Source organism: Ensifer sp. R-19 (assembly GCF_049905105.1).
Classification (GTDB): domain Bacteria; phylum Pseudomonadota; class Alphaproteobacteria; order Rhizobiales; family Rhizobiaceae; genus Ensifer.
On record NZ_CP184570.1, the window covers coordinates 2,164,504 to 2,190,406 of the forward strand.

Here is a 25,903-nt window from a genome sequence, read left to right on the forward strand (position 1 = left end):
ATGAGCAACGAAATCAAGACCGGCGCGATCTCAGCGGAACTGAACGCGATTGCCGATGCCCAGCCCTTTGTTACCCGCTTCCTCGTGCGCAATCTGCAAACAGGCGAAACGATTGGTCGTGGTGAGCGTGAAGAAACGCCGTCGGCCAGCACCCGCAAGACCTCGATCATGATGGCGGCGCTGAAGGCGGTATCGGAGGGGCGCCTGGATCTTGATGAGCGCATCACCTTCGAAGCACGCCTCGCCCAAGAAGTGGCGAGCGGCATGTTCCGCTACCTGACGCCGGGCATCGTCATTTCGCTGCGCGACGCAATCGTCGGCATGATGGTGCTGAGCGACAATGTCTGCACGAAGATGGTGTTCGAACGGCTGACGCTCGAAGAGGTCGATCGCTATTGCAAGGCGCTCGGCATGGTGGGCACGCACCACCGTTTCCTCATTCCGCCGCTGGCGCTGAAGCCCGATCATTCGCTTGCCGACGTTACAACCACGACGGCGGCCGACCAGGTGATGTTGTTGGAACTGATCCTGGGGGCTGAGCACGATGCCGTAGCAGCAGCCAAGCTGGGTATCTCCCTCGAGCTCGCCAGTTTTGCCGTGCAGACGCTCAAGAACCAGGTGCTGCGCTACGGCATCCGTTCGCGGCTTCCCTTCGAGGTGGTGGCCGCCTGCAAGGGCGGTCGGGGAAAACGCGGCCGAATGGATGCCGGCGTCGTCTATCGCGATGGCAAGCCGCTCTACGCCATCGCTGCCTTTACCGACGGCGTGCCGATGCTGATGCCGGACGGAACGCCCGGCTACACCATCGCGCTCGAAACGATCGGCAAGCTGTCGCAGGCCTGCTGGCGCGCCTTTTGAACCGACAACCAACAACAAGAGAGAGGAACCCATGAAAACCATACTTCTTGCCGGCACCATGCTGATGAGCGCGATCGCGCTCGGCCACGCGCGCGACCTGACGGTGGCGCAAAGCTCCGACATCCGCAGCAACGAGCCCGGCGTCAACCGTGACGGCAATACCGACTCGGTGATCTTCCACATCGTCGAAGGTCTCGTCGGCTATGCCGAGAACGGCGAAGTGAAGCCGCTGCTCGCCAAGAGCGTCGAGGTTTCCGCCGATGGTCTGACTTATACGTTCAAGCTGCGCGACGACGTGAAGTTCCACAACGGCAAGGCGCTAACCGCGGAAGATGTGGTCTGGAACTGGACCCGCTACATGAAGCCGGAGACCAAGTGGACCTGTGCCGGCGATTTCGACGGCGGCAAGTCGATCAAGGTGACGAACGTTGCCGCAGCCGATGCTTCCACCGTCACCATGAGCATCGAGAAACCGTCCGCGGTCTTCCTCGGCCTGATGGCGCGCCCGGAGTGCGGCTACACCGGCATTGTCTCCAAGGATTCCGTCGGCGCTGACGGCGCCTTCGTCGCGCCTATCGGCACCGGTCCGTTCAAATGGGCCGAGTGGAAGAAGGGCGAATATGTCCGGCTCGAGAAGAACGCCGACTATGTCTCGCCCGACAATGACGGCAAGCCCGATGGCATGGTCGGCTCGAAGCGGCCGCTCGTCGACGGCATCAAGTTCATGGTGATCCCGGACGCTTCGACGGTGAAGACCGGTCTGCTTTCGGGCGCCCTAGATACCGCCGAGGTCTCGGCCGATCTCATCGCCGAGTTCAAGGGCAGCGACACGATGCAACTCATCGTCAAGCGCAACAACGGCAAGAACCTGCTCTACTTCCAGACCCGCGACAAGGTGCTGAGCAACGTGGCGGTCCGCCGCGCCATGGCCGAGGCGCTCGACCTCGATCAGCTCGTCGCCGCCGTTTCCAACGGGACCGGTGAGGCCAATTCGTCAATGGTCTCGGCCGACTCGGTCTTCTATTCCGACGTCCAGAAGAAGAAGATTCCGATGGACTTGGAAAAGGCGAAGAAGAACCTCGCCGATGCCGGCTACAAGGGCGAGCAGATCACCATCATCGCCAACAAGCGCGGCAACGTGCCGAGCTTCCCGGCGGCCGTCGTCGCCCAGGCGATGATGCAGCAGGTCGGTCTCAACGTGCAGATCGAGGTGCTTGACTACGCCACCCAGGTCGATCGCCGCCGCTCCGGCAATTACCAGGTGATCTCGCAGTCGGTCTCGCCGCGCCTCGATCCCGCGCTGATGTACGGCTTCTATGTCGGCAACAAGGACAAGAACGCCTCGCTGATGTGGGACAATCCGAAAGCGGTCGAACTGATGAAGGCGGCTTACATCGAGGCCGACCAGGCCAAGCGTCAGGCGATCTTCGACGAGTTCCACCAGTTGATGCTCGACGAGGTCCCCGGCATCTTCATGTACGACATGGTCGACATCTGGGGCGCCACCAAGAAACTGCACGGCCAGCCCGTCTGGCAGTCCAATACCCGTCTATGGGAAGTGACGCTTGATGACTGATCCGGCGCTGGCCTGATCTGACCAAAGAGATGGCGGCCGCTCTGCCGCCATCTTCAATCCACCGATAGCAATACTGATGCGACCGCGCACCGCGCCGTTGCAAAAGGAAGATTCATGCCAAAATCGTCCGCACTGACCGCCCTTGTCGAAACCGTCGAGGCGCTGAAGCCCGAATTCGCCGCGATGAGCGACGCGATCTGGGAACATGCGGAACTGAGCTTTCACGAGGAAAGGTCGGCTGCGACCCAGATCGCGATGCTGGAGAAGTACGGATTTCGCGTGTCGCGCGGGCTGGCCGAGATCGATACGGCCTTTGTCGGTGAGGCGGGCGCGGGCGGTCCGGTGATCGCCTTCCTTGGTGAGTTCGATGCGCTGGCGGGCTTGAGCCAGGTGGCCGGCGTCGCCGAAGCACGGGCAGAGGTCGAAGGCGCTACCGGCCACGGTTGCGGCCACAATCTGCTCGGTACCGGCTCGTTGCTCGCTGCCGTCGCGCTTGCCCGCTACCTGAAGGACAACGGGCTGCCGGGCACGGTGCGCTATTATGGTTGCCCCGGCGAGGAGGGCGGTTCCGGCAAGACCTTCATGGCGCGCGCCGGCGTCTTCGCCGATGTCGATACGGCGCTGACCTGGCATCCCGCACCCTTCAACGGCGTTCGCTCGACCAACAATCTCGCCGTGCTCGAAATCTACTACCGCTTCAAGGGTGTGGCGGCGCATGCGTCCAACGGCGCCCATCTCGGCCGCAGTGCGCTCGATGCGCTGGAACTGATGAATGTCGGCGTCAACTTCCTGCGCGAGCACATGCCGCAGGATTGCCGTGTGCACTATGCGATCACCGATGCGGGCGGCAAGGCGGCAAACGTCGTCCAGGCGCGTGCCGAGGCGCTCTATCTGGTGCGGGCGCCGCAGATGCCGGAAGCACTGGCGCTGGCTGCGCGGATCGACAAGATCGCCAAGGGCGCGGCGATGATGACCGAGACCGAGGTCGAGATCGTCTTCGATCGGGCGGCGACGAACCTTCTGCCCAACATCGCACTGGAGACGGCAATCCATCAGAACATGGTGGCGCTCGGCCCGATGCCTTTCGACGAGGCCGACATCGCCTTTGCCAAGGACATCCAGAAGACGCTGACGCCGGAGGCGATATCGAGCAGCATCCGGCTCTACCAGATCAAGGGCGACGTCTTCGCCAGCAGCCGTCTCGACGGTTCGACCGGCTTGCATCTCGGCCTTCGCGATTTCGAGGGGCAGTCGCATTTCCGCGCCGGCTCGACCGATGTCGGCGATGTGAGCTGGATCACCCCGACCGCGCAATGCTGGGCACCCGCCTGGGCAATCGGCACGGCGCCGCACACCTGGCAGGTGGTGGCGCAGGGCAAGAGCCCGGCCGCGCACAAGGCTTTCGCCCATGCGGCGAAATCATTGGCGGCAACGGGTCTCGATCTGATCCTCGATGCCGATCTGCTGGCGCGCGCAAAGGCGGAGTGGCGCGAAAAAACAGAGGATAAACCCTATCAGTGCCCGATCCCGGATCACATCGGCCCCAAGCTCTGATTGCTGATTTGACGGTTTTATCGAACGCCCGCGCCGCCGTCGCGGGTGTTTTCTTTTGCGAGATTGGCACCCCCAGCGTGTCGCTCGCCATTGCCGCCGATCGCGGTCGAAGTCTTGACGCGAATCAGAAGCTTCGGCATCTCTGTTACGGAGTTTTTCGAATAAGTGCTGATTGGCCGTATTTGGATTAAATCTCTGTTAGTGCATCGCCGCAGCGTTGTGCCGCGATGCATGCAAGGAGTAGGGCGAAATGACGATGACGGCAACCCAGGCAAGGCAGGACGCGGATCACTCCCAGGCTCGCCGTCCGGCCGACGAAGCGATCGCGGCCGATGCGCGCGCGCTTTCCGACCAGTTGAAGGCCATGCGCGAGCGGCTCTTCCCGCCGACGGCGATGAAGACGCTTCGCAGTTTCACCTCGGGCGAGGCGGCCAAGCTGATCGGTGTCTCCGACGGCTATCTGCGCCAGCTTTCGCTTGCCGGCGAGGGCCCACAGCCGGATACGGGGCTCGGCGGTCGCCGGTCCTATTCGCTCTCCGACATCAACGCGCTTCGCCGTCATCTCGCCGAACAGGCGCTGGCCAAGGGCAATGCCGTCAAGGCGCGTAGCTACCTCAAGTGGCGTGACCGGGGAGCAGGCGAGCACCTGCAGGTGATCTCTGTCACCAACTTCAAGGGCGGCTCCGGCAAGACGACCTCGTCGGTGCATATCGCGCAATATCTCGCCATGACAGGCCATCGCGTACTGGCCGTCGACCTCGACCCGCAGGCCTCGCTTTCCGCCCTCTTCGGCTATCAGCCGGAGCTCGACCTCACGGGCAACGACACGCTCTATGGCGCGATCCGCTACGACGCCGACGCGCGGCCGCTGAAGGACATCATCCGCAAGACCTATTTCGACGGTCTCGATCTTGTGCCCGGCAATCTCGAGCTTCAGGAGTTCGAGCATACGACGCCGCAGGCGCTGAGCGCCCGCCACAATGGCAGCGATGCCGGCCCGCTGTTCTTTGCCCGCGTGCAGACAGCGCTCGCCAGCGTCGCCGATGACTATGATGTCGTCATCATCGATTGCCCGCCGCAGCTCGGTTATCTGACACTCTCGGCCCTTTGCGCTTCGACCTCCGTCATCGTCACGGTGCATCCGCAGATGCTCGACGTCGCCTCGATGAACCAGTTCCTCTACATGACGTCGGATCTCTTAAGCGTCGTGCGCGAGGCCGGTGGCGAGCTGAATTTCGACTTCCTGCGCTATCTCGTCACCCGCTTCGAGCCGAACGACGGGCCGCAGGCACAGATCGTCGGCTTCATGCGCTCGCTGTTTGGCGAGCGGGTGCTGACCTCGGCCATGGTGAAATCGACGGCGGTCTCGGACGCCGGCCTGACGAAGCAGACGCTTTACGAGGTCGGGCGCGAGAATTTTACGCGCGCCACCTACGACCGTGCGGTCGAATCGCTGAACTCGGTCAACGGCGAGATCGAAGCACTCATTCATGCGGCATGGGGGCGCTGATCGAATGGCTGGCAATCGCAAGAACGAGCTGCGCGCCCTCTTCTCCGGCAATGTCCAGCCGGCAGGTCCGGCCGCGCCGGCTGATGAAACGCAGCCTGCCACTGCGGCGAGCGCCCAGCCCGCCCAGCCCGTGACCGCCAAGGCACCGCTTGCCGAAGTTCCCCGCGCCGCTTCCGGCGCGATCAAGGCCATGGGCCTTTCTCTCGGCAGCATCACCCGTGAGGCGGAAGAGGCGCGCGCGCTGCGCGAAGCCCTGACGCAGGGCGAGCGTGTCGTCGAGCTCGATCCGGACCTGGTCGATGCCTCCTTCGTCGGCGACCGCCTGACGGATGGCGAAACCGACGACCCGGATTTCCTGGCGCTTGCCGACAGCATCCGCGACAGCGGCCAGCAGTCGCCGATCCTGGTGCGTCCGCATCCGGAGAAGCACGGCCGCTACCAGACGGCTTATGGCCACCGGCGCCTCAACGCCGTGCGTAGCCTCGGCATCAAGGTCAAGGCGATCGTCCGGCCGCTGACCGACGATGAGCTGGTGCTCGCCCAGGGCAAGGAAAACGCTGAAAGGCGCAACCTCTCCTTTATCGAGCGGGCGATGTTTGCCTCCGCGCTTGCCGACCGCGGCTTCGACCGCAAGGTGATCGGCGAGGCGCTTGCCGTGCAGAAGAGCGAGCTGTCGCGTTTGATCCAGGTTGCTGAAGGCGTGCCGCCGGTTATCGCCCGCGCCATCGGCCCGGCGCCGAAGGTCGGCCGTGAGCGCTGGATGGCGTTTGGCGCCCTGCTTGAAGACGAGGCTGCGGTCCAGACCGCGCAGGAGGAATGCCGCTCACGCCGCTTCCTCGAAGCAGAGAGTGACCACCGGTTCCAGATTCTCTTCACCCGCCTGTCGCGCAAGCCGAAGCCGGAAACGGTGAAGCCGGAAACGCTGGTCGACGCCGGCGGACGTGCCTTTGCCAAGCTCAAGCGCGACGGCAAGAACGCCCGCATCGAGTTTGCCGCCGACGTCGATCCTGCCTTCATCGACGAGGTGGCCGCGCTGCTTGCCAAGCATCACGCGGCGTTTGCATCGGGCCGCGAAGGCTGACGGCGAGGTCTGGCTTAAGGTCGCTGTCGTGACCCGCAACCAATTTCAGCTTCCAACCATCGCCATCCCCGTCTAATCACCGGGGATGTTCGCGATTCAGAGATTTACTTGGGTCCTATGACGTCGGGCGGGCCACGCTTCTAGATTCCTGAGATCTGATTAGCCCTAAGCGTCTGCCCTTGCCGAGACCGTGCGGGATGACTGCACATCGGGCGAACCAAACTAAGATCTGAATAGATTGCTGAGCGGACTGTGGACGCTCAGTCGGGATTTTTGTCGAAATTCGAGGGTATGGCTTTGGGTGCGTCGTTGAGCTTCGTGAGGGCTGGAATGCGTAGCAGGCGCAGAGCGCGACACGGTCGTGTATGACATCATCAGGCGGCACCACTCAACGACCATGTTCCGTGATCATTTCGTCTTGCAACGCTGGCATTAAGTATTCATTTGGAAGATGAGGTTTCGACGTGACTATTTCAATGAAGATCTTACCGTTTCTATTTGTCTCAGCGACGGCAATAATTGTTTCATGCAAGGCATATCGCGATACATTATTCTATTTTCGAAATAATTTGGATTTCAATATGGATAATTAATATTCTGGAACAACGTATAAAACAGAATGTCCACACGACGATTACAAAGAAAGCAATAGACGTAGGATATTATGTTGATCTCCGCTTATTTTGGCTGTGCTATATATTGCATTATTTGTATTGATTCTTTCGTGAGAAATAAATAACGCGGCGTTTGTTATTTAATCTTATTTTTGTTCTACCTTGATGAGTCGATCGTGAAGAACTCGCTTCAGGCAGTTTGCTGCGGCATTGGTCGGCTCTGGAACGTGAGGAAGAGTGCGGCGAACAGACACAAAAGTTGCCTGAACCATCGCAGCAGGAGGGAGAAGTTGTATCCGGCGGCGGCCAAAACGGCATTGACGGCATCTACCATCGGTTTTCGCAGAAGTACTTCGACTGGTACGTGGCCGAGCTCGCATGGCGCGCGGATTGCCGCCAGGTAAGCATTCGTGGATATACGTTCCAGATAGAGCGGACACAATCCGGCCTCAAGCGTGCGAAGTCAGAAGGAAAGGCCCTCGGCCGTCCTTCGACCCTCAGCGAAAAACAGAAGCAGGACGTCCGCGACGACCTGACAAGCGGAATGAGCGTCTCGGCCGTCGCGAGAAAGTTCGCGACAAGCCGGCAGACGATCATGCGCGTGCGCGACGAAAGTTCACGATCCATTTGGCCTTAGTGCCGCGCGGCAAGCCTGCGGAGCAGCCATGCAGAAAAGCGCCGTGGCAAGCCCCGAGCTCACGCCGGCGGCGCTGACGAGCATGTGGGGATCGTTCCGCGCGCTTGGCGGCGGCCGCCTCGGCGCCAGGCTCGGCGAGCAGATCGCGGTGGCGATCGCCGACCGCAACAATTGCAGCTATTGCCTCGCCGCCCATACCGGGCTTGGCCGCAAAGCCGGGGCAACCGGAGAGGAGATGGCCGAGGCGCAGGCGGGCCGATCAGCCGATCCGCGCACGGCGGCAGCCCTGCAGTTCGCCATCAAGGTAGTCGACCGGCGGGCCGCAATCGAGGCGGCGGACGTCGATGCGCTAAGGGCGGCCGGCTTTGACGACGAAGAGATCGTCGAGATTATCGCCCACATCGCCCTCAACCTCTTCACCAACGACCTCAATGTCGCGCTCGATGTGCCGGTCGATTTTCCGGGCGTGAAACTCACGCGGGCCGCCGCCTAAGCACCTGCTGGCCCTTTCGGTCCGCCCGAACGCACCCGCGATGCTTGGGCGTCGGGAGGACGGGGGGTGTTGCCAGCCCCTAGCATTCGCAGGAATGCCCACGTGCTCTGCGGATTCTTGCGGCTGATGCATAGCTGCACTGCAACATAGATGCTGGCGGACGGCGATGGTCCGCGTATGATGAGTTCATCGAAGCGATGCACCTCCTCCCGCACCGCTTCGATATCCAGACGGCCCATTCCTCCTCCCAAAGGGACGTTTGTTGGAGCAGCGGCACTCCTCCTCCCAAGTCGCTGTTCGTTTGTTTAGGAAAGCCTGCCGCACCTCCTCCCGCGGCAGGTTTTTCTATTTCGGGGCGATGGCGCGTCAGAGCCCGAGATCAAGATGGGACTGTGGTTGCGGGCGGGAATGCTCCCGCTGAATTACAGAAATTGACGATGAACCGATCACATGCGGATCTTCGGTCGACTGGCTTTTCCGCTTCGCCTGCTCTCAGGTGAGATTTCAGCCGTTCTCTGACGCACGTTAAAGTTGATGCGCCGCCTGAAAGGCATATATGCTTGCGCGTCAGGGTGAGCCGCTGCAACGATCTTCGCGACAACAGGAATCAAGCAATGTCGTCAATTCCATGGGTAGAATTAGTTCAGCAGAATACGGCTAAATACGGCGAGCTCGTTGCTGGCATTGATCCTTCGCTGGTGGATATGCCTGCTTTCTTTGAGCAGGATGACGGCATTCCCTGGATTAGCCGCTTCGTCGATTTCGTCTTAGATGCCATCGAAGGACAGGTCGGATTCGTAAAGTTTCAGAGCGCCTATTTCGAAGCGTGCGGCCTTTCCGGCCTCACGGCGCTCTCATTAGGCATGAAGCGGGCCAGGGCCGCCGGAATGGGAGTGATCCTGGATGCCAAAAGGGGCGACATCGGAGCAACCGCGACCGCCTATGCCCACGCCTATCTGACACCGGCGTCCGAAGGCGGAAGCGGTGACTTCGAAGCGGATTGCTTGACGGTAAACCCCCTGATGGGCCCAGACACCCTCGAGCCCTTTGTCGCAACCGCAAAGCGCTACGGCAAAGGCCTTTTTGTGCTCTGCCGCACATCCAATCCCGGCGCCGGCTGGCTGCAGGACAAGAGGACGGGGAACCGACTGATCTCCGATCACGTTGCCGATCTCATCGAAGGTCTTGCCCCAGACCCTGAAGGTTTGAACCCGATTGGTGCCGTTATCGGAGCGACGGTTCCGCATGAAGGAAGGCGGCTGCGAATGCTTCTCCCGCGCTCCATCATTCTGGCTCCGGGCCTTGGCGCACAAGGCGGTGATGCCAGCAGCATACATGCGCTTCGTGGAACACAGCAGGGCGATCTTTTAATTCCGGTCTCGCGCGGTCTTACTCGCATCGAAGACCGAGGAATCTCTGCGGCAGCCTATCGCAACCTGATCTTGGAACGGATCAGTGCCTTCAGGGGTGCGATCGCCCACGGCCCAACGTCTACGGCCGCAGTTGGCTGAACAGCAGTCGCTACCTTGTGAAAAGCAGCCATCGCCGTTAGCCATGAGATGGTCGTCACCTAGCCTCGGATGCAGCACGCCGCTGGTTAACGAATGTCACGAAAGGGCCCCAGGCAGCGTTCGGCATACACTCGTGGAGAGCCCGACACAATCGTCCAGATGGGGCAGGGACGATCCTGCCACAATTCTGAACGGACGTGCCTAAACCGATCCGAGGTTTTCGCGCGCGTCTACCAAGGGGTTTCGGCTCGATGAACACCAAGAACATCGGACAACCGTGACGTAATTGTTTTCATCACATCGGGTGAGCTTCTATCAACGCCATAGACGAAATCCGGGAAATCGAGAGTCTTTTGGAGCGCCCAGATAGCTTCGTGCTGCTCCGGCGAGAGAATTTGCACTGGGTCACCGACAGCGACCCACCCGATCGGCACGGTCGAGCCCGGTTCCAACCGCGTTCGCAGATGCACGGTTCCGTTGATGCGGACTTCGGACCCCTGTCCGATCTGCAAAAGATTTCCATGCCTGCGGTGATGTTCCCCGTCAGGTACGGAGCAAGTGTTGCTGACCATCGACCATATACCGCAATCAGCAATGTGCCGCCGCCGACAAAGAAAGCCAACCGTGGATCCCGTATCGCCGTCTTGAGGCTCTTGAGTAGCGGCGCCGGAACGGGAACAAGGGTATTGTCGCTTTGATGGATCGGCACGTGCAGCACGTGAAGGGCGAGCGCGAAGATCGCGTAGACGACGCCAGCAATGATGAAGAGAGCGGTGGACGCAGCGCCAGCGGCGATGCCAATCAAGGGTCCGACGGCCCAGCCGACATTCGTGGCCGTGTAGCGCCAGGAAAAATACTTGAGCCGTAGCGGCTCGGGGCAGATGTCACTCATCAGGGCACGCGAAATCGGCTCATAGATCGCGAGAGCGACGGCGGCAACGATATGAGCAATGCAAAATGCCAGACGGTTTCGGCGAGCCCCATTCCGATCAGCGCAAGTGCCATAGAAAGCAGGGTGAGCCTCAGCACGGTCTTGCGCCCCATCGCATCCGACAGGGATCCCGCGAAGGGAGCTGCGACAGCACCCATTAGGGGACCAATGCCCAGGAGCGCACCAATCATGGCCGGACCGAGCCCGAACGACTGTTGCAGCTTGATGGCAAGAAATGAGAGTGACATTGCCCGCGCGATGGTCACGAGTCCTGAGCCGGCAACGAGGAACAGGACGTAGTTCAGTTTTTGTTTATGGTGCCTCATCTGCGCCCCGGCAATCCATCGTCGTGAATTCAAGCTATATTGGGATTCGCAAAATTCCGGTTCTCAGGCAGCTGAAATGCGGACGTTTGCAATCTGTGAAGTAAGGCTTCTGCGACCTCGCGTGCCGCAGAATGCAATCAACTGATGCGGTTGTCGGGAGAGAAACGCAGCGCCAGCAACAGAAGCAGCACGATACCGACAGCCATCATGATCCATGCCTGCGACAAGTCGTCTGAATGGCTTCGCAGCCAACCAGCGGCGAAGGGCATAATGGTGGCGATCATGTACCCCTGCCCTGGAATCGGATGACCACATGGACAAACCGGCCGACATGCCCGCCCTTGGTGGAGCCTCGGCCGAACCGCTGAGATTCCTGGACTTCCTGATCTATGAGCCGATCAGAGCCGTCATGCTGCACAAGTCAGGCATCAGCGTGATCGTACCAGCTCCGGAGCGCTACGCGATCCACAAGCTGATCGTCGCCAGCCGCCGCGTCGTTGACACGCTTGGTTCCGCGAAACGAGACAAGGACTTGAGGCAGGCCGTTCTCCTGTTCGAAGCACTCGATGTCGCCAATCGGCTCAATGAGCTGTCGGACGCACTGCATGAGGCATGGGAGAGGGGAGAGGCCTGGCGCTACGCGATCAAGACCGGGATCGGCTACATGAGCCGCGCTGATCGGGCGAAGACGGAAGCGTTGTTCAAGGAGCTCGGCGTCGATCCATTCAAGGAAGATAGGTAGGGGCGGCTATTTCACAGATTTAGAAGCGCCCTCGCTGCAGCGGGTTTCTAGTTTGTTCTGGCTTTGTGCGTTCAGGGTCGCATACTGTATCGGGCCTTTATCAACATGGGGTAATCGCGGGAGCGGTTACCCCATGTTGATAAAGGCCATGTATCGAGTGGAATGAACCGAGGCTGTCCTTCTGAACGGCTTCCAGCTTGGTGCGTCACGCTACGAAGCGGTTAGCCGGTAGTCCCCGTACACCGGGGTTTACGGCGAACACCGCGCCTTCCTGTGGGTTGGCTGCCAGATGTTCATCGCGCATCGTGAAGCGTGCTGAAGTTACGAAAAGAGTCTCAAATCCAGGCCCGCCGAATGTGCAACTTGTCGGCCAGGAACAGGGCAGCTCGACGATGCGATCTATCCTGCCATCCGGGGCAAATCGAACGACGCAACCGCCGCCCGCAACGCGACAATTCCATATGAAACCTTCGGCGTCCATGCAGGATCCATCTGGCCGGCCTCGTTCAAACCCCGAAAGAAGGTTTCGCCGATTGCGTAGCAACCCAGACTCTCTATCGAGCTTGTAGCTATATAGAGCGTTTTCTTCAGTGTCCGCCGTGATGAGGCGGCCGTCGCCGGTCCAAATGAGCGTGTTTGTGATGCCAAAGCGGTCATCACATACGGGACGCAATTCTCCGTGCGCATATCGATAGAGCCTTCCTGTTTTGGCCGACATCGCAAGCGGCGTGCCGTCGGCGGTGATGTTGTCTTGCATCGTGCCTACCCAGAAGCTCCCGTCAGGTGCGACGACGCCCTCATTCAGCCGGTTGCCCGGCAGTTCCGGCTCGACCTCTGCCGCCAACCGAAGTGGTCCGCCGAAGTCCCACAGCGCAATCGACTTTCTCGACCCGACGATCGCGCCGCCGTCGGCTCGAAGTCCAATCGACGTGATCAGATCGGGGAAGTGCCATGTTTCATGCTTGTTAGACGCCGAGCAGAGCCGATGGATCGCTTTCCCCACGATGTCGACCCAACACAGCTTGTGATGTCGATCATCCCATACTGCACTCTCGCCGACGATGTTTTCCGCCGCGAGAACCACGTCAAAGTCGATGTTCATGCGCCCTCCTTGTTGGCTGGAAATTGGTTCTTGACACATAGCTTACCCATAAACTATGACTCAGTTCAATTCAACCTGTCGGACAGGTTTTATAAAACCGGGAGACGAAAAATGACAGTGGCGCCCCTCGACGAAGAGCAATTTGCAGCCGGCAATCTCGTCGGCACAGCCATCGGCGCCATTACCCAGCACATCCGGACAAACGAGCTTGGACCCGGCGATCGCCTCCCCAGCGAAGCAACTTTGTCGAAGGAGCTGAGTGTCTCTCGGTCAGTGGTTCGCGAAGCTTTCCGATCACTCGCCACCATGCGGCTGATTGATCTGAATGTCGGAAAGCGCGCGACCGTGGCTCAACTCGATCATGGCGCAATGTCCCTGATGATCGAGCATGGCGTGCACACCGCCCAGATCAACATCAATCAGGTCTATGACGTGCGCCGCACGATCGAAATGCGAACGGCGACGCTAGCGGCGCTGAGGCGAACGGAGGCAGAAGCGCGCATCATCCTCGACCACGCGCAGGCGATGGAGAAGAATTTCGCCGATGCGGACAAGGTCATGGAAAGCGACCTTGCCTTTCACCTGGAGATCGCGCGCGCCTCCAAGAACCCGATCTTCTCCATCATTGTCGGAGCCTTTCAAGGTGTCTCTCGACAGACCTGGCCGATCGGATGGCGCAGTCGCGCCTCCGACGCGGAGCGGCATGCCATGAATCGCATCCATATTGAGTTAGCTGAGGCGATCGGTGCCGGCGATCCGCAGGCCTCCAGCCAGCTTATGGCTCGCCATTTTGATGAAAGTGCCAAAGCATTGATCGCCGCCGGTATCGCTTAAAGGATAGCCCTATGCAAATATCGAGACTTGAAACGCTCCGCATCGCGGAGCGACCGAACCTGCTTTGGCTGCTCGTACACACGGACGAGGGACTGACCGGACTTGGAGAAACCTTCTTCGGCGCCGAGACTGTCGAGGCCTACATCCACGAATATGTCGCGCCGCGCGTTATCGGCCGAAACCCGCTCCAGATCGATCTTCTCGCGACTGACCTGGTGGGTTACCTCGGGTTTCGCTCGTCCGGTGCGGAGGTACGCGGCAATTCGGCCTTTGACATTGCACTCTGGGATATATTCGGAAAGGCGACTGGTCAGCCGATCGCGCAACTGCTCGGTGGCTTCAGTCGCAATGAAATCCGGACCTACAATACCTGCGCTGGGACGGAATACATCAAGAAGGCGACCGGCCAGACAACGGCGAACTACGACCTATCCTCTGCGTCCAGCCGCAACTACGACGACCTGAATGGTTTCCTCCATCGCGCCGACGAACTTGCCTTATCTCTCCTGGAGGAGGGCATTACGGCGATGAAGATTTGGCCGTTCGACGTCGCGGCGGAAAAGACGCGCGGCCAATATATTTCGGTTCCTGATCTTAAATCGGCGTTGGTACCGCTTGAGAAGATCCGCGCCGCGGTCGGCGATCGAATGGACATAATGGTTGAGTTCCATTCGATGTGGCAACTCTTGCCGGCAATGCAGATTGCCCGCGCCCTCGAACCGTACCAGACATTTTGGCATGAAGACCCCATCAAGATGGACAGCCTCTCGAGCCTCAAGCGTTATGCGGCGGTCTCGCCTGCGCCGATTTCGGCGTCGGAAACTTTGGGTTCGAGATGGGCCTTCCGCGACCTCTTGGAAACAGACGCTGCAGGCGTGGTCATGCTGGACATAAGCTGGTGTGGGGGACTGTCGGAGGCGCGGAAGATCGCCGCGATGGCGGAGGCATGGCATCTCCCGGTTGCGCCGCACGATTGCACTGGTCCGGTCGTACTTTGCGCGTCGACGCACCTGTCGCTCAACGCCCCCAATGCGTTGGTTCAGGAGAGCGTTCGAGCCTTCTACAAAACCTGGTACCGCGACCTGGTGACGGCGCTTCCAGAAGTTCGAAACGGAATGATCACGGTCCCACCCGGTGCAGGTCTCGGGATGGAGCTCAACCCAGACCTCGAAAAGGCATTCACGGTGTCACGCCGCGTCTCAAGCGCGGACTGAAGAATTCGGCAGTTAATCTGCAGCTTAAGGAGGAGTAAGCATGCGAAAGGTTTTGATAGGAAGTGGATTAGGGTTGGCGCTTCTCGGCTCGAGCGCGCTTGGCGCGTCGGCCGAGCCGTTGAAGATCGTCTTTACACATCACTCGTCGGCTTCGAATACGTTCTGGCAAGCGGTGAAGAAGGGGTTTGACGACGCCTGTGAGAAGATCGCGGCAAGCTGCCAGATGGTGTTTACACAGACTGAAGGCTCTGTGGAACAACAACTCTCCAACATGGAAGCTGCGTTGGCGAGCAAGCCCGACGCACTTCTGACCTCCATCGTTGATGACAAGGCGTTTGACGACGTCATCGCGCGGGCCACCAAGAATGGCGTGGAGGTGATCGGCGTCAACGTTGATGACAGCGAGGGAGCGAAAGGAAACGCGCGCGCCGCTTTCGTCGGACAGGGCTTCCGAAAAGCCGGGTACTCGCTCGGGAAGGCGATGTCAGAGAATTTTCCGAAAGAAGGACCGGTCAAGGTACTCGTCGGCATCTCGGCGCCGGGGCAGAATTGGTCTGAAGCACGCGGGCAGGGCGTGATGGACTTCCTCGAGGAGTTTAAAGCTGCAAATCCTGGCCGTGACATCTCTTGGGAAAGGATCGACAGTGGAACGGACCTTGCGGTCACGTCGGATCGTGTTGGCGCCTATCTCAACGCGCATCCCGACACGACAGCCTACTTCGACACCGGCTTCTGGCATGCTGCCGTAGCGCGCGTGCTCAAGGACCGTGGGATCGCACCAGGCAAGGTGCTCCTGGGCGGTTTCGATCTTGTTCCCGAGGTCGTTCAGCAAATGCAGACCGGCTATGTTCAGGTGCAGGTCGATCAGCAGCCATACATGCAGGGATTCATGCCCGTGATGCAGGTCTATCTCGCCAAGAACTTTGGCCTCGCTCCGGCGGACATCGATACGGGGCAGGGGATCGTGCGCCCGGAAGACGCCGACAACATCATGGACCTGTCTGCAAAGGGCCTGAGGTAAGCGCCTCTCTCCAACGTTCCAGCGATTAGAGAGTGACCAATTGATCAAGCATCGGCTTTGCGCGGCAACAGTGGCGCGCAAAGCTATGAATTTGGCTGGAGGCCTGCGAACGAGCAGCCCTGCCGCACGGGAGTGCATGCAAATGAAAAGAATGCTGAAAATTTACATGGAGAAGCCAGAACTGGCGGCGCTTCTTCTGCTCTTTCTCCTGATCGTTCTCTTTCAGATCCGGTCAGGAGGCATCTTTTTGAGCTTTGATAATCTGCGAGGCTTCGTTGGGATCCTGCCGGAGATGGCGCTCGTAGCGATGGGCGTCACTGTTTTGATGATCTGCGGTGAATTCGATCTTTCGGTGGGAGCGGTGTTCGCCCTCATGCCGATGACGATGGCGGTCTTGATGGCCACGGGGATCGCGTTCCCGTTGGCCTTTGTCGCTGGCGTACTTGTCTGCGTGGCTATAGGTTTCCTGAACGGCTTTCTGACGATCCGGTTCGCCATTCCGAGTTTCATCACCACGCTTGGCATGATGTTTGTGGCGAGGTCTCTCACCGTGGTGATCTCCGGCGGCTTCCCGCCACTCCTGCCGGCTGATCTTCCCACATGGCTCTTCACCAGTTTCGTGGGGCCAGGGCAACTTCTTCGCATGTCGTTCATCTGGTTCGTCGTCATTGCTGTCCTTGTGTCTCTGCTTCTGAACCGAACGAACCTGGGAAACTGGATACGAGCAACTGGCGGGTTCCTGCCGGCCGCAGATGCGCTCGGAATCCCGACGGCGCGCGTCAAGATTGCCTGCTTCATTCTGTGCTCGGTGCTTAGCGGCTTTGCCGGGCTTATTCAGGTGCTGCGCCTTGGCTCGCCACTGCCTTCGATTGGCGAGGGTATGGAGCTTCAGGCCGTCGCCGCAGCCGTCATTGGCGGAACCGCCTTGAATGGCGGAGTGGGGGCCGTCCTCGGAGGCATCATTGGCGTCGTGCTCATCCGTGTCATCGATAACGGTCTGATCCTCAGCCAAGTCGATGCCAACTGGTTCAAGTTCGCGATCGGAGCACTGACCATCTTTGCGGTCGTCGCCAATTCATGGCTGCGCAAGCGGGCCAAAGCGATTAAGATGGAGATCTGAGCGATGAACGGTCCAATTGTTTCCGTCAAAAACCTGCACAAATGGTATTCCGGCGTTCATGCCCTTAGGGGTGTCTCGGTCGATTTCGCGCGCAATGAAGCCGTCGGCCTGATCGGCGACAACGGTGCGGGCAAGTCGACGCTGATCAGCATCCTTTCCGGTGTCCAGAAGCAGGACGAAGGTCGCATTTTTGTCGAAGGCAAGGAGGCGACGATATCAAGTCCGCGTGACTCGATGCGGCTCGGTATCGAGACCATCTATCAATACAACTCCATGGTGCCGACCATGTCGATCGCTCGGAATCTGTTTATTGGCCGCGAGCCGATCAAGTACTCCCTCTTCGGCATTGGCGTGCTCGACATGCGCAAGATGCGCAAGGAGAGCGTACAGGCCATCGCGGATGTCGATCTGCACCTGCGCTCGCCCGACGCTTTGGTTGGCGAACTCTCGGGTGGCCAACGACAGGGCGTCGCTATCGCGCGAGCCATGCACTTCAAGTCGAAAGTCATGATCCTCGACGAGCCGACAAATCACCTGTCGGTGAAGGAAACCAATAAAGTCATAGGTTTCGTTCGCTCGTTGAAGGAACAGAACGTCACCGGCATCTTCATCAGCCACAATATGCACCAAGTGTTCGAGTCCTGCGACCGGGTTGTCGCTATGGCGCGTGGGCAGATCGTGCTCGACAAGCGCGTCAGCGAGACGTCGATCGACGAAGTTCAATCCGTGCTCTGAGGAGGAATGCAGATGAAACCACTTGAGGGAAAGGTGGCGCTGGTCACAGGCGGTCTCGGCACGCTCGGTCGCGCACAGACCAGTAAGCTCAGCGCCGAAGGCGCGGCCGTCATCGTGCTCGATCGCCCCGGTCACGAGGCAGAGGCGACAACGCAGGACCTTGGCGAGAATGCGCGTTTTCTCGGTTGTGATCTCAACGACCTGGCACGGTCAGAGCAACTCATTCGGCAGGAGGCCGAGGCGTCAGGTGGCATCGACATCCTGATCAACAACGCTGCGCTCATCATCAACAAGCCGTTCCAGGACTTCAGCCTCGAGGAGTACGAGGATCAAATCCGCGTCAATTCCTCGGCTGCTTTTGCAGCGGTGCGAGCCTGTGCCGAATGGATGAAACAAAAACGAAGCGGAAAGATCCTCAACTTCGCGTCCATCACACTCAACGGACAGTGGGATGGTTATGTGCCCTATGTCGCTTCGAAGGGGGCGATGATCGGCCTGACGAAGTCGCTTGCGCGGGAACTCGGCCCCTATGGCATCAACGTCAATGCCATCTCCCCCGGAGCCGTCATCTCCGAGGCCGAAAACCGTGTCTTTGCAGATCGACTTCAGGAGTACAACGATTGGGTTCTGGACCGGCAATGCATCAAGGCACGTCTCAAGCCCGAGGACGTGGCGGAGCTTGTCTATTTCCTCGTTTCCCCGGCCTCAGACATGATCACGGGTCAGAACTTCGCCATTGACGGCGGTTGGTAGATGGTTGTCGAACGGGTCACCGTCGAGAACGGCAGCGCGCATCTGCAGCTCGTTCCGGCGCTTGGCGGTGGGATCGCGCAGCTTGATGTGCGAACTGCGAGCGGAGACTGGCTTCCTGTATTGAGGCCCTGGCATGGCCGATTTGAGGATGGTCCCTTCGAACTGGGATGTAACGTCCTCGTTCCGTTTTCGAACCGCATTTCCGGGGGCGGTTTCGAGCATGATGGCGCGTTTTACACCGTGCCTGCCAACTTTGCAGACGAGCCCCTCCCCATTCACGGCGACGGCTTCCAGCGGCACTGGCACTTGCTTGCTCACAATGATGAGACAGTGGAACTCGGATGCGATGGGGAGATCGGCCCATTTCGCTATCGCGCTTGGCAGCTCTTTACCCTGCGGGACGACAGGCTGGTGGTGGAGCTGCGCGTTCAAAACCTCTCGCAGCAAGCGTTACCCTTCGGCATTGGGTTCCATCCGTGGTTTCCGCGAAATGAGGGCACTCGGCTGAAATTTCAGGCCACGGAGTTTTGGCTAGAAGACGGCAATCATCTTCCCGCTGGTCGACAGAACATCTGCGAGGTTCCGGACCGGAACTTTGGCGACGGCCGGGCACTGCCCGAGCATTGGATTAACAACGCCTTCGGTGGGTGGGCACGAGAGGCGATCATTTCCCAGGAAGGGGGGGCGGCTTCCGTCAAGATCACTGTTTCCGATACTCTTGGATATGCGCTGGTCTATTCGCCAGGATCGAAGGCGGACTTCTTTTGTTTCGAGCCGGTTTCCCACCCGGTAGACGCACATAATCTCGTTGGCCGTCCGGGTTTAAGGGTACTCGAACGTCACGAGGAACTGACGGCTTCAATGACGCTGAATTGGGATGAACGATATGGAACTCGATAAGTCTGGCACTTTCGTTGGTCGTGTGTGGTCATCTGAGGAACAGGGACCGGTGTTGGTGACTGTCAGGGCAGGCGTAGTCTTCGACATCACGTCGAAAGAGGCGCCAACGATGCGGGATCTCGCGGAGATGGATGATCCTGTTCGATACGTCAGGGCGCAACGGGGGAGGGCGATCTGCGATCTGGTGGAGCTCCTCTCGGCAACTCCTGCGCAGTCCGAAACGCCACGGATCCTCGCGCCATGTGACCTCCAGGCGATCAAAGCCTGCGGCGTCACCTTCGCACGATCGATGCTCGAAAGAGTCATCGAAGAGCGCGCTGCCGGCAATCCAGAACGTGCCTCCGAAATCCGCGAGCGGGTGACAATGCTCGTCGGCGATAGCTTAAGCGACCTCAAGGCCGGCTCACCTGCGGCGGCAAAGGTCAAGCAGGCGCTGATCGAAGAAGGCGTATGGTCCCAATATCTCGAAGTCGGGATCGGTCCCGACGCCGAAGTCTTCACCAAAGGCCAGGTCATGTCGGCCGTCGGCTACGGGGATGAAGTGGGTCTGCACCCGATTTCGAAATGGAATAACCCCGAGCCCGAGGTCGTGTTGGTTGTCAACAGTAGAGGCATAGTCAAGGGAGCGACGCTCGGTAATGACGTGAACTTGCGTGATGTTGAGGGGCGGTCAGCACTCTTGCTTGGCAAGGCCAAGGACAACAACGCATCCTGCGCCCTCGGACCGTTCATTCGGCTGCTCGACGAGAGCTATTCGATCGACGACGTGCGCAATGCCGACCTCGACCTCAGGATAGAAGGCGAGGATGGCTATGTGCTGAAGGGCAGGAGTTCGATGAAGGAGATCAGTCGTGATCCACTCGATCTGGTATCACAAACCATCGGCGCCCATCACCAGTATCCCGATGGCTTCATGTTGTTCATGGGCACTCTGTTTGCGCCCGTCGAAGATCGTGACGTCCCGGGTCAGGGATTCACCCATAAGCTCGGCGACGTCGTGACGATCTCAAACGCTCAACTGGGGTCGCTGATCAACACGGTGCGATTGTCAACCGAGTGCAGTCCCTGGACTTTTGGCACATCGCACCTGATGCGCTATCTCGCGGCACGTCAATTGATCTGAATGGAACCGACCATGACATTGCACCAGAACCTGATTGCCGGCGAATGGATCGGTGGCGACGGGGTCGCCAACATCAACCCCTCGAACACCAATGACGTGGTCGGCGAATATGCCCGTGCCTCGGCCGAGGATGCGAGAGCGGCGATTGCCGCTGCCAAAGCGGCGTTCCCCGCCTGGTCGCGCTCCGGCATCCTCGAGCGTCACGCGATCCTGAGGAAGACCGCTGACGAGATCCTCGCCCGCAAGGACGAGCTCGGAAAGCTGTTGTCGCGCGAGGAAGGCAAGACGCTTGTCGAAGGCATCGGCGAGACGGTGCGCGCCGGCCAGATCTTCGACTTCTTCGCCGGTGAATGCCTGCGACTGGCGGGCGAGGTGCTCCCGTCGGCCCGACCCAACATCGGCGTCGAGATCACCCGCGAGCCGGTCGGCGTCGTCGGCATCATCACGCCCTGGAACTTCCCGATCGCCATTCCCGCCTGGAAGATCGCGCCGGCGCTCTGCTACGGCAACACCGTCGTCTTCAAGCCGGCCGAGCTGGTGCCCGGCAGTTCCTGGGCCATCGTCGACATCCTCCATCGTGCCGGCCTGCCGAAGGGTGTCCTGAACCTCGTCATGGGCAAGGGCTCGGTGGTCGGCCAGGCGATGCTCGACAGCCCCGATGTGCACGCCATCACCTTCACCGGCTCGACCGGCACCGGCAAACGGGTGGCGCTGGCCTCCGTCGAGCACAATCGCAAATACCAGCTGGAAATGGGCGGCAAGAACCCCTTCGTCGTGCTCGACGATGCCGATCTGTCCGTTGCGGTCGAAGCGGCGGTCAACTCCGCCTTCTTCTCCACCGGCCAGCGCTGCACCGCGTCGTCGCGCATCATCGTCACCGAGGGCATTCACGATCGTTTGGTGGCCGCGATGGGCGAACGGATGAAGGGGCTGACGATCGACGACGCCTTGAAGGCCGGCACCCATATCGGTCCGGTGGTCGACCAGAGCCAGCTCAACCAGGACACCGACTATATCGCCATCGGCAAACAGGAGGGCGCCAAGCTTGCCTTCGGCGGCGAGATCCTGAAGCGCGACACGCCCGGTTTCTACCTGCAGCCGGCGCTGTTCACCGAGGCGACCAATCAGATGCGCATTTCGCGGGAAGAGATCTTCGGGCCGGTGGCGTCCGTCATCCGCGTCAGGGACTACGACGAGGCGCTCGCGGTGGCCAACGACACACCCTTCGGCCTGTCGTCGGGCATCGCCACCACCAGCCTCAAGCATGCGACGCATTTCAAGCGCAACGCCGAGGCCGGCATGGTGATGGTCAACCTGCCGACCGCCGGCGTCGATTTCCACGTGCCGTTCGGCGGCCGCAAGGGCTCGTCCCACGGGTCGCGCGAGCAGGGTCGCTACGCCGCCGAATTCTACACCACCGTCAAGACGGCCTACACCTTGGCTTAAGCGGGAATGTTTAGGTTGAGGCGCGCCGCCTTGAGATCATTCGAGGCAAGGGGGGAGGGGCCGACGTTTCGGTTCCCTTCAAGGCGAAAAGCTCCTCCACTGATGGGCGCAATGCGGACCGCGATCAATGCGTTCAACCGCCCCCCATGTTGGTCACAGAGGGCATCGTCGCGCCGGCCTAAAGCAGACATCTTCTTGGCCACGGCGTCCCTCGACTGTGCGCCAGTAGCGGTTATTGCCAATCGGATATTCTAACGTCGCATTCGGGCGGTGTGTCCGCTCTCGGTTACCGCTTCTCGAAAGCAGACATCGGCGTGCGGTGCGTCGACGGCTAATTTGTGGCGGCAAGCGGTAACCAAATCTGCCCATGGTCTGACGATACAGCACGTCGGCTCGCTCCGCTGACCGGCAGTGTAGGGCGTTAGCGCGCTGCGGGCGCACACGTCGGCTACGTCACGGTCGTCCTGTGGGCCGCGGCAAGAAGGCCCCGCAGGCGGCAGCGGCGGAATAGTCAGAGCCAGCGGCGAACCTCGGCCTTGTAGCGGCGGTAGTCGTCGCCGAACTTCGCTTCGAGATAGCGCTCCTCGCGGGCGATCACCTGCGTCTGGATCGCGATCAGCACCAACGGGAGCAAGGCGAAGGCGATCGGCCCGTCGAAGCCGATCGCAAGGCCGGCATAGATAAGCGCCATGCCGAGATACATGGGATTGCGGGTCCACCGATAAGGACCGGTCGTTGCGATGAGGGTCGTTGGCTGCGACGGCGGAACGTGGGTGCCCAGCCGCCGGAACAGCCCCGCCGCCGCAAGCATCATCGCTGCGCCGGCAACGAACAGCAGCGCGCCCGTCGCGACCAGCAACCCCCAGTCGATGCCGAAAGAGCGCAGGGTGACGAACCGCTCCGCCGCCAGCCCCAACAGCAGCGTTCCCAGATAGACGAAGGGCGGAGGGAAGCGCACACCCGCGCTGTCCGGTTCGACGGCCATGCTCATCTCCAATCTGTGCTCTCAAATCAGCATCGACTGTTGGGCGAAGATACCCGCCATCGCGCCTTGCCATGATGCGGTGGTGACCGAGGGCATGAGGGGGTTGGCGAGGTCGCCGGCGGCGTAGATGCCGGGCATGCTGGTTTCGCGGCGCTCGTCGACCTTGAGGGCGATGCCGAGGGGCGTATCGACCGTGGCGAGACCCAGTGATTCATGCAGGCTTGCGGACGGCTTGTTGCGCGGATGCGCGAACAGGATGTCGACCGCGACATCGGGGCCGGTATCGAGCTTGACGGTGGCGCTATGGCCCCCGTGACGGGCGATCCCGGTGATCCGGCCCTCGACGACAGGTATGTTGCGATGCGCCAGATCGGCCCGGATATCGGGCGGAATGTCGTGACCATCTGCGAAGAGCGTCAACCTGTCGGTCCAATCGTGGAACAGCCTGACAGACTGGTGCGACTGCGGGCCGGACCAGACCAGGCCCCAATGCTGGCCGGCGACTTCAAAGCCGTCGCAATAGGGGCAGGGCACGATGGACGTGCCCCAGCCTTCGGCAAAGCCCGGAACATCAGGCATCTGGTCGGCGACGCCATAGCTCAGGATCAGGCGGCGGGCCCCAAGGCTTTCGCCATCGCCAGTGAGGATGGAGAAATCGTCGATGGCGCCGGAGATGCTGTCGGCCCGGGCATTGACCAGCCTGATCGTGGGATAACGCGCTAGCTGCTGCCGCGCCTGGGCCAGGATGTCCAGCGGTGGCTTGTGATCGTGAGCGAGCAGGCCATGCGAGTGGCTGGCGAAGCGGTTGCGTGGCAGGCCGGTATCGAGAACGGTGACCTTGCGGCGGGCGCGGCCGAGCTGCAGCGCGGCGGCGAGACCGGCAAAGCTGCCGCCGATGATGACGACGTCATCCATGGTGATGGGCTCCGTGTTGTGGTTGGAGGGGGTTGGGTTGGGCCTGGCGCGCAATATCGTCCAGCGATACGCGCTCGAAACGGGCAGCGAGCCGGGCTTCGGCATTGGCGAGAAAGTCGCCCATCACTGTGTTGATCGACCGGACGGTGCCGCATTCGATATCGCCGGGCGGCCCGGATTTGGAGGACATGGTTGAAACCTACCCAATGGCTTGCACATTTTAGAAACTGTATGGTATCGTAATTCAAGAATTAGGATACTGTCAAGGACTGGAATTGTCGTGACCGAAAACACCCAGGGCCGGCGCGGCCGGCCCGCCAACGAGGCGCTTGGCCAAACGATAGTCGACGCCGCGTGCGAACTCTTTGTGGAATTGGGTTTTCAAGCGACGACATTGGACAAGGTCGCCCAGCGAGCGAGGATATCCAAGCTCAGCATCTATCGGCACTTCGAGAACAAGGAGGCGCTGTTCAGTGCGGCCATCGCGGCCCACTGCCATCAGTTTGCACCCCAGTCTCTTATTGAAGGCGTCGACGGTTCGGCCGAACATCAGCTCATGGCGGTGGGCACATCCCTGCTTCGCACGCTGTTGAGCCCGGACGTCCGCAGTGTCGAAGCCATGATCATGGCCGACAAGACGAATCAAAAGTCGTTAAGCAAGCTCCATTACGTAGCCGGCCCCGCCTATGTCATCGCCCAAATCGAGGCCCTGTTGCGTCAGTTGCACGCGAAGGCGGTTCTGAACGTGCCCGATCCTCTCCGGTCCGCCCGCTTGTTTGCCGCGCTTATCAAAGGATCCGATCTCCTGATTATCGCACGCTTCGATCAGGCGAGAGCAGAGGACGACAACGAAATCGAATCCTATTGCCGGTCCGCCGTCGCCATGTTCGTCGCCGCACACGGTGGGAACGACCACGCGGGCGGATAGCCTGGTGAAGAACGGATCAGAACAAAGGATATGGCATGACAGAGAAAAATGTTTATCAGGTAGCCGACTGGAAAGGCCAAAGCGGGGAGCGCTGGGTCACTTACCAGGCCCGGCTCGATGCCATGATGGCGGTGTTCGGCCAGGCCGCGATCGAAGCCGCCGCGCCCGCCACGGGCGAACGCGTGCTGGACGTCGGCTGCGGCGCGGGGGCGTCTAGTCTGGACCTGGCCGCCCGCGTCGGCGCAGGGGGCCATGTGCTGGGCGTGGACATATCCGAACCGCTGATCGGCAGAGCGCGCGCGCTAGCGCCGCAGGATACGCCGGCCCTGTTCCAGGTGGCCGACGCCAGCAGCACCGAATTGCCCCAGGGCGCGTTCGACATCCTGTTCTCGCGTTTCGGAGTGATGTTCTTTGACGATCCTACGGCGGCCTTCACTCATATGCGCCGTGCGCTCAAGCCGGGCGCGCGGGTCGCTTTCGTCTGCTGGCGCGGCATGGCCGAGAACGATTGGGTGCGCTTGCCGATGGGCGCGATGAAGGGCATCCTCCCGCCGATGACGCCGCCCGGTCCCGACGCGCCCGGCCCGTTCTCGTTTGGCGACCAGGGGCGGGTGGCGCGTATTCTAACGGTGGCTGGCTTCACCGATGTCGCTATCACGCCATTCGATGCCTCCATCCCGTTCGGCAAGGGGGAGACGCGGGACGCGGCGCTCGACGACGCGGTGAAGATGACACTCGAGGTCGGCCCGCTGGCGCGCTCTCTCGCTGATCAGCCCGACGATATCCGCGCCCGCGCCTCGGCTGCGGTTCGTGCCGTCTTCGCGGGCTGCCCCGGTGAGCGGTCGGTGATGATCGACGGCGCGGCGTGGATCGTCACCGCGCGCAATCCGGCAAGCTGACAGGGATTAACAGGGGGGAGACGTCCCGTCTCGATGGCTCGGCGTCGGCCGTGACGCGATCGACCCCGCACCACTTGCGGCCGGAACGCAGAGGA

Annotated in this window: 25 protein-coding genes and 2 pseudogenes; 20 read left to right on the plus strand and 7 right to left on the minus strand. The window is 60.6% G+C overall.

Annotation, left to right across the window (positions count from 1 at the left end; translation table 11 throughout):
• From ACN9MO_RS29190 to repB, 5 genes are all read left to right on the plus strand, one after another.
• Window positions 1–858, plus strand: a complete 858-nt coding sequence (locus ACN9MO_RS29190) for a serine hydrolase (RefSeq protein WP_112996830.1) — start codon at window positions 1–3, stop codon at window positions 856–858.
• Between the two features lie 31 nt (window positions 859–889).
• Window positions 890–2,434: an ABC transporter substrate-binding protein gene (locus ACN9MO_RS29195; RefSeq protein ID WP_057251738.1), complete on the plus strand. Its 1,545-nt coding sequence runs from the start codon at window positions 890–892 to the stop codon at window positions 2,432–2,434.
• A 114-nt stretch (window positions 2,435–2,548) separates the two neighbouring features.
• Window positions 2,549–3,988 (plus strand): M20 family metallopeptidase, encoded by a 1,440-nt coding sequence (locus tag ACN9MO_RS29200; RefSeq protein ID WP_057251737.1) that lies wholly within the window; start codon window positions 2,549–2,551, stop codon window positions 3,986–3,988.
• A 256-nt stretch (window positions 3,989–4,244) separates the two neighbouring features.
• Window positions 4,245–5,498 carry a plasmid partitioning protein RepA gene (gene repA, locus ACN9MO_RS29205; protein WP_425988270.1) on the plus strand — a complete coding sequence of 418 codons (1,254 nt, stop codon included), beginning with the start codon at window positions 4,245–4,247 and terminating at the stop codon, window positions 5,496–5,498.
• 4 nt (window positions 5,499–5,502) lie between these two features.
• On the plus strand, window positions 5,503–6,579 hold the full coding sequence (repB, locus tag ACN9MO_RS29210) for a plasmid partitioning protein RepB (protein ID WP_113133079.1): 1,077 nt from the start codon (window positions 5,503–5,505) through the stop codon (window positions 6,577–6,579).
• 804 nt (window positions 6,580–7,383) lie between these two features.
• Here the strand turns inward: repB and ACN9MO_RS29215 are convergent.
• Window positions 7,384–7,521, minus strand: a pseudogene (locus ACN9MO_RS29215) (IS5/IS1182 family transposase); the annotation flags it as partial.
• On the opposite strand from ACN9MO_RS29215, the gene ACN9MO_RS29220 reads away from it, so the two are divergent.
• The 3 genes from ACN9MO_RS29220 (at window position 7,510) to pyrF (ending at window position 9,834) form a co-directional block, all read left to right on the plus strand.
• A complete protein-coding gene (locus tag ACN9MO_RS29220; protein WP_425988272.1) occupies window positions 7,510–7,830 on the plus strand; it encodes a helix-turn-helix domain-containing protein in 321 nt (106 codons plus the stop codon). The pseudogene ACN9MO_RS29215 and the gene ACN9MO_RS29220 overlap by 12 nt on opposite strands.
• 28 nt (window positions 7,831–7,858) lie before the next feature.
• Complete coding sequence (locus ACN9MO_RS29225) at window positions 7,859–8,323, plus strand: carboxymuconolactone decarboxylase family protein (protein ID WP_112997381.1); 465 nt, start codon at window positions 7,859–7,861, stop codon at window positions 8,321–8,323.
• A gap of 614 nt (window positions 8,324–8,937) precedes the next feature.
• The gene (gene pyrF / locus ACN9MO_RS29230; protein WP_112997382.1) at window positions 8,938–9,834 is read left to right on the plus strand and encodes an orotidine-5'-phosphate decarboxylase; all 897 of its coding nucleotides are present in this window, start codon (window positions 8,938–8,940) and stop codon (window positions 9,832–9,834) included.
• Between the two features lie 295 nt (window positions 9,835–10,129).
• Here the strand turns inward: pyrF and ACN9MO_RS29235 are convergent.
• Together ACN9MO_RS29235 and ACN9MO_RS29240 are read right to left on the minus strand one after the other, a co-directional pair.
• Window positions 10,130–11,091: pseudogene (locus ACN9MO_RS29235) on the minus strand (MFS transporter).
• A 137-nt stretch (window positions 11,092–11,228) separates the two neighbouring features.
• The gene (locus tag ACN9MO_RS29240) at window positions 11,229–11,375 is read right to left on the minus strand and encodes a CynX/NimT family MFS transporter (protein ID WP_162728218.1); all 147 of its coding nucleotides are present in this window, start codon (window positions 11,373–11,375) and stop codon (window positions 11,229–11,231) included.
• A gap of 11 nt (window positions 11,376–11,386) precedes the next feature.
• On the opposite strand from ACN9MO_RS29240, the gene ACN9MO_RS29245 reads away from it, so the two are divergent.
• Window positions 11,387–11,833 (plus strand): GSU2403 family nucleotidyltransferase fold protein, encoded by a 447-nt coding sequence (locus ACN9MO_RS29245; RefSeq protein WP_255571177.1) that lies wholly within the window; start codon window positions 11,387–11,389, stop codon window positions 11,831–11,833.
• A 205-nt stretch (window positions 11,834–12,038) separates the two neighbouring features.
• Here the strand turns inward: ACN9MO_RS29245 and ACN9MO_RS29250 are convergent, their stop codons facing one another.
• A complete protein-coding gene (locus tag ACN9MO_RS29250) occupies window positions 12,039–12,935 on the minus strand; it encodes an SMP-30/gluconolactonase/LRE family protein (protein ID WP_112997058.1) in 897 nt (298 codons plus the stop codon).
• 117 nt (window positions 12,936–13,052) lie between these two features.
• Between ACN9MO_RS29250 and ACN9MO_RS29255 the strand changes: the two genes are divergently transcribed.
• The 9 genes from ACN9MO_RS29255 (at window position 13,053) to ACN9MO_RS29295 (ending at window position 22,081) form a co-directional block, all read left to right on the plus strand.
• Complete coding sequence (locus ACN9MO_RS29255) at window positions 13,053–13,769, plus strand: FadR/GntR family transcriptional regulator (protein ID WP_425987297.1); 717 nt, start codon at window positions 13,053–13,055, stop codon at window positions 13,767–13,769.
• A gap of 11 nt (window positions 13,770–13,780) precedes the next feature.
• On the plus strand, window positions 13,781–14,983 hold the full coding sequence (locus ACN9MO_RS29260; RefSeq protein ID WP_112997060.1) for a mandelate racemase/muconate lactonizing enzyme family protein: 1,203 nt from the start codon (window positions 13,781–13,783) through the stop codon (window positions 14,981–14,983).
• Between the two features lie 40 nt (window positions 14,984–15,023).
• Window positions 15,024–16,004 (plus strand): sugar ABC transporter substrate-binding protein, encoded by a 981-nt coding sequence (locus tag ACN9MO_RS29265; protein ID WP_112997061.1) that lies wholly within the window; start codon window positions 15,024–15,026, stop codon window positions 16,002–16,004.
• A 142-nt stretch (window positions 16,005–16,146) separates the two neighbouring features.
• Window positions 16,147–17,124, plus strand: coding sequence for an ABC transporter permease (locus tag ACN9MO_RS29270; RefSeq protein WP_112997062.1), 978 nt, complete (start codon window positions 16,147–16,149; stop codon window positions 17,122–17,124).
• 3 nt (window positions 17,125–17,127) lie between these two features.
• Window positions 17,128–17,859, plus strand: coding sequence for an ATP-binding cassette domain-containing protein (locus ACN9MO_RS29275; protein WP_425987300.1), 732 nt, complete (start codon window positions 17,128–17,130; stop codon window positions 17,857–17,859).
• A 12-nt stretch (window positions 17,860–17,871) separates the two neighbouring features.
• The gene (locus tag ACN9MO_RS29280) at window positions 17,872–18,612 is read left to right on the plus strand and encodes an SDR family oxidoreductase (protein WP_112997066.1); all 741 of its coding nucleotides are present in this window, start codon (window positions 17,872–17,874) and stop codon (window positions 18,610–18,612) included.
• Window positions 18,613–19,512: an aldose 1-epimerase gene (locus ACN9MO_RS29285; RefSeq protein WP_112997064.1), complete on the plus strand. Its 900-nt coding sequence runs from the start codon at window positions 18,613–18,615 to the stop codon at window positions 19,510–19,512.
• A complete protein-coding gene (locus tag ACN9MO_RS29290) occupies window positions 19,490–20,635 on the plus strand; it encodes a fumarylacetoacetate hydrolase family protein (protein ID WP_375374118.1) in 1,146 nt (381 codons plus the stop codon). The genes ACN9MO_RS29285 and ACN9MO_RS29290 overlap by 23 nt, the downstream gene beginning before the upstream one ends.
• Before the next feature lie 12 nt (window positions 20,636–20,647).
• Window positions 20,648–22,081: an aldehyde dehydrogenase family protein gene (locus ACN9MO_RS29295; protein ID WP_425987303.1), complete on the plus strand. Its 1,434-nt coding sequence runs from the start codon at window positions 20,648–20,650 to the stop codon at window positions 22,079–22,081.
• Window positions 22,082–22,592: 511 nt separating this feature from the next.
• Here ACN9MO_RS29295 and ACN9MO_RS29300 read toward each other — a convergent pair.
• From ACN9MO_RS29300 to ACN9MO_RS29310, 3 genes are read right to left on the minus strand one after another with little or no spacing between them, the layout of a single operon-like run.
• Entirely contained in the window at window positions 22,593–23,066 is a 474-nt protein-coding gene (locus ACN9MO_RS29300; protein WP_113480275.1) for a methyltransferase family protein, read from the minus strand.
• Between the two features lie 21 nt (window positions 23,067–23,087).
• The gene (locus tag ACN9MO_RS29305) at window positions 23,088–23,981 is read right to left on the minus strand and encodes an NAD(P)/FAD-dependent oxidoreductase (protein ID WP_425987306.1); all 894 of its coding nucleotides are present in this window, start codon (window positions 23,979–23,981) and stop codon (window positions 23,088–23,090) included.
• Complete coding sequence (locus tag ACN9MO_RS29310) at window positions 23,974–24,171, minus strand: hypothetical protein (RefSeq protein ID WP_162728023.1); 198 nt, start codon at window positions 24,169–24,171, stop codon at window positions 23,974–23,976. Before ACN9MO_RS29310 ends, ACN9MO_RS29305 begins: the two co-directional genes overlap by 8 nt.
• Before the next feature lie 90 nt (window positions 24,172–24,261).
• Between ACN9MO_RS29310 and ACN9MO_RS29315 the strand changes: the two genes are divergently transcribed.
• Together ACN9MO_RS29315 and ACN9MO_RS29320 are read left to right on the plus strand one after the other, a co-directional pair.
• Window positions 24,262–24,909: a TetR/AcrR family transcriptional regulator gene (locus tag ACN9MO_RS29315; protein ID WP_112995109.1), complete on the plus strand. Its 648-nt coding sequence runs from the start codon at window positions 24,262–24,264 to the stop codon at window positions 24,907–24,909.
• Window positions 24,910–24,944: 35 nt separating this feature from the next.
• A complete protein-coding gene (locus ACN9MO_RS29320; protein ID WP_425987308.1) occupies window positions 24,945–25,808 on the plus strand; it encodes a class I SAM-dependent methyltransferase in 864 nt (287 codons plus the stop codon).
• Window positions 25,809–25,903: the final 95 nt, after the last annotated feature.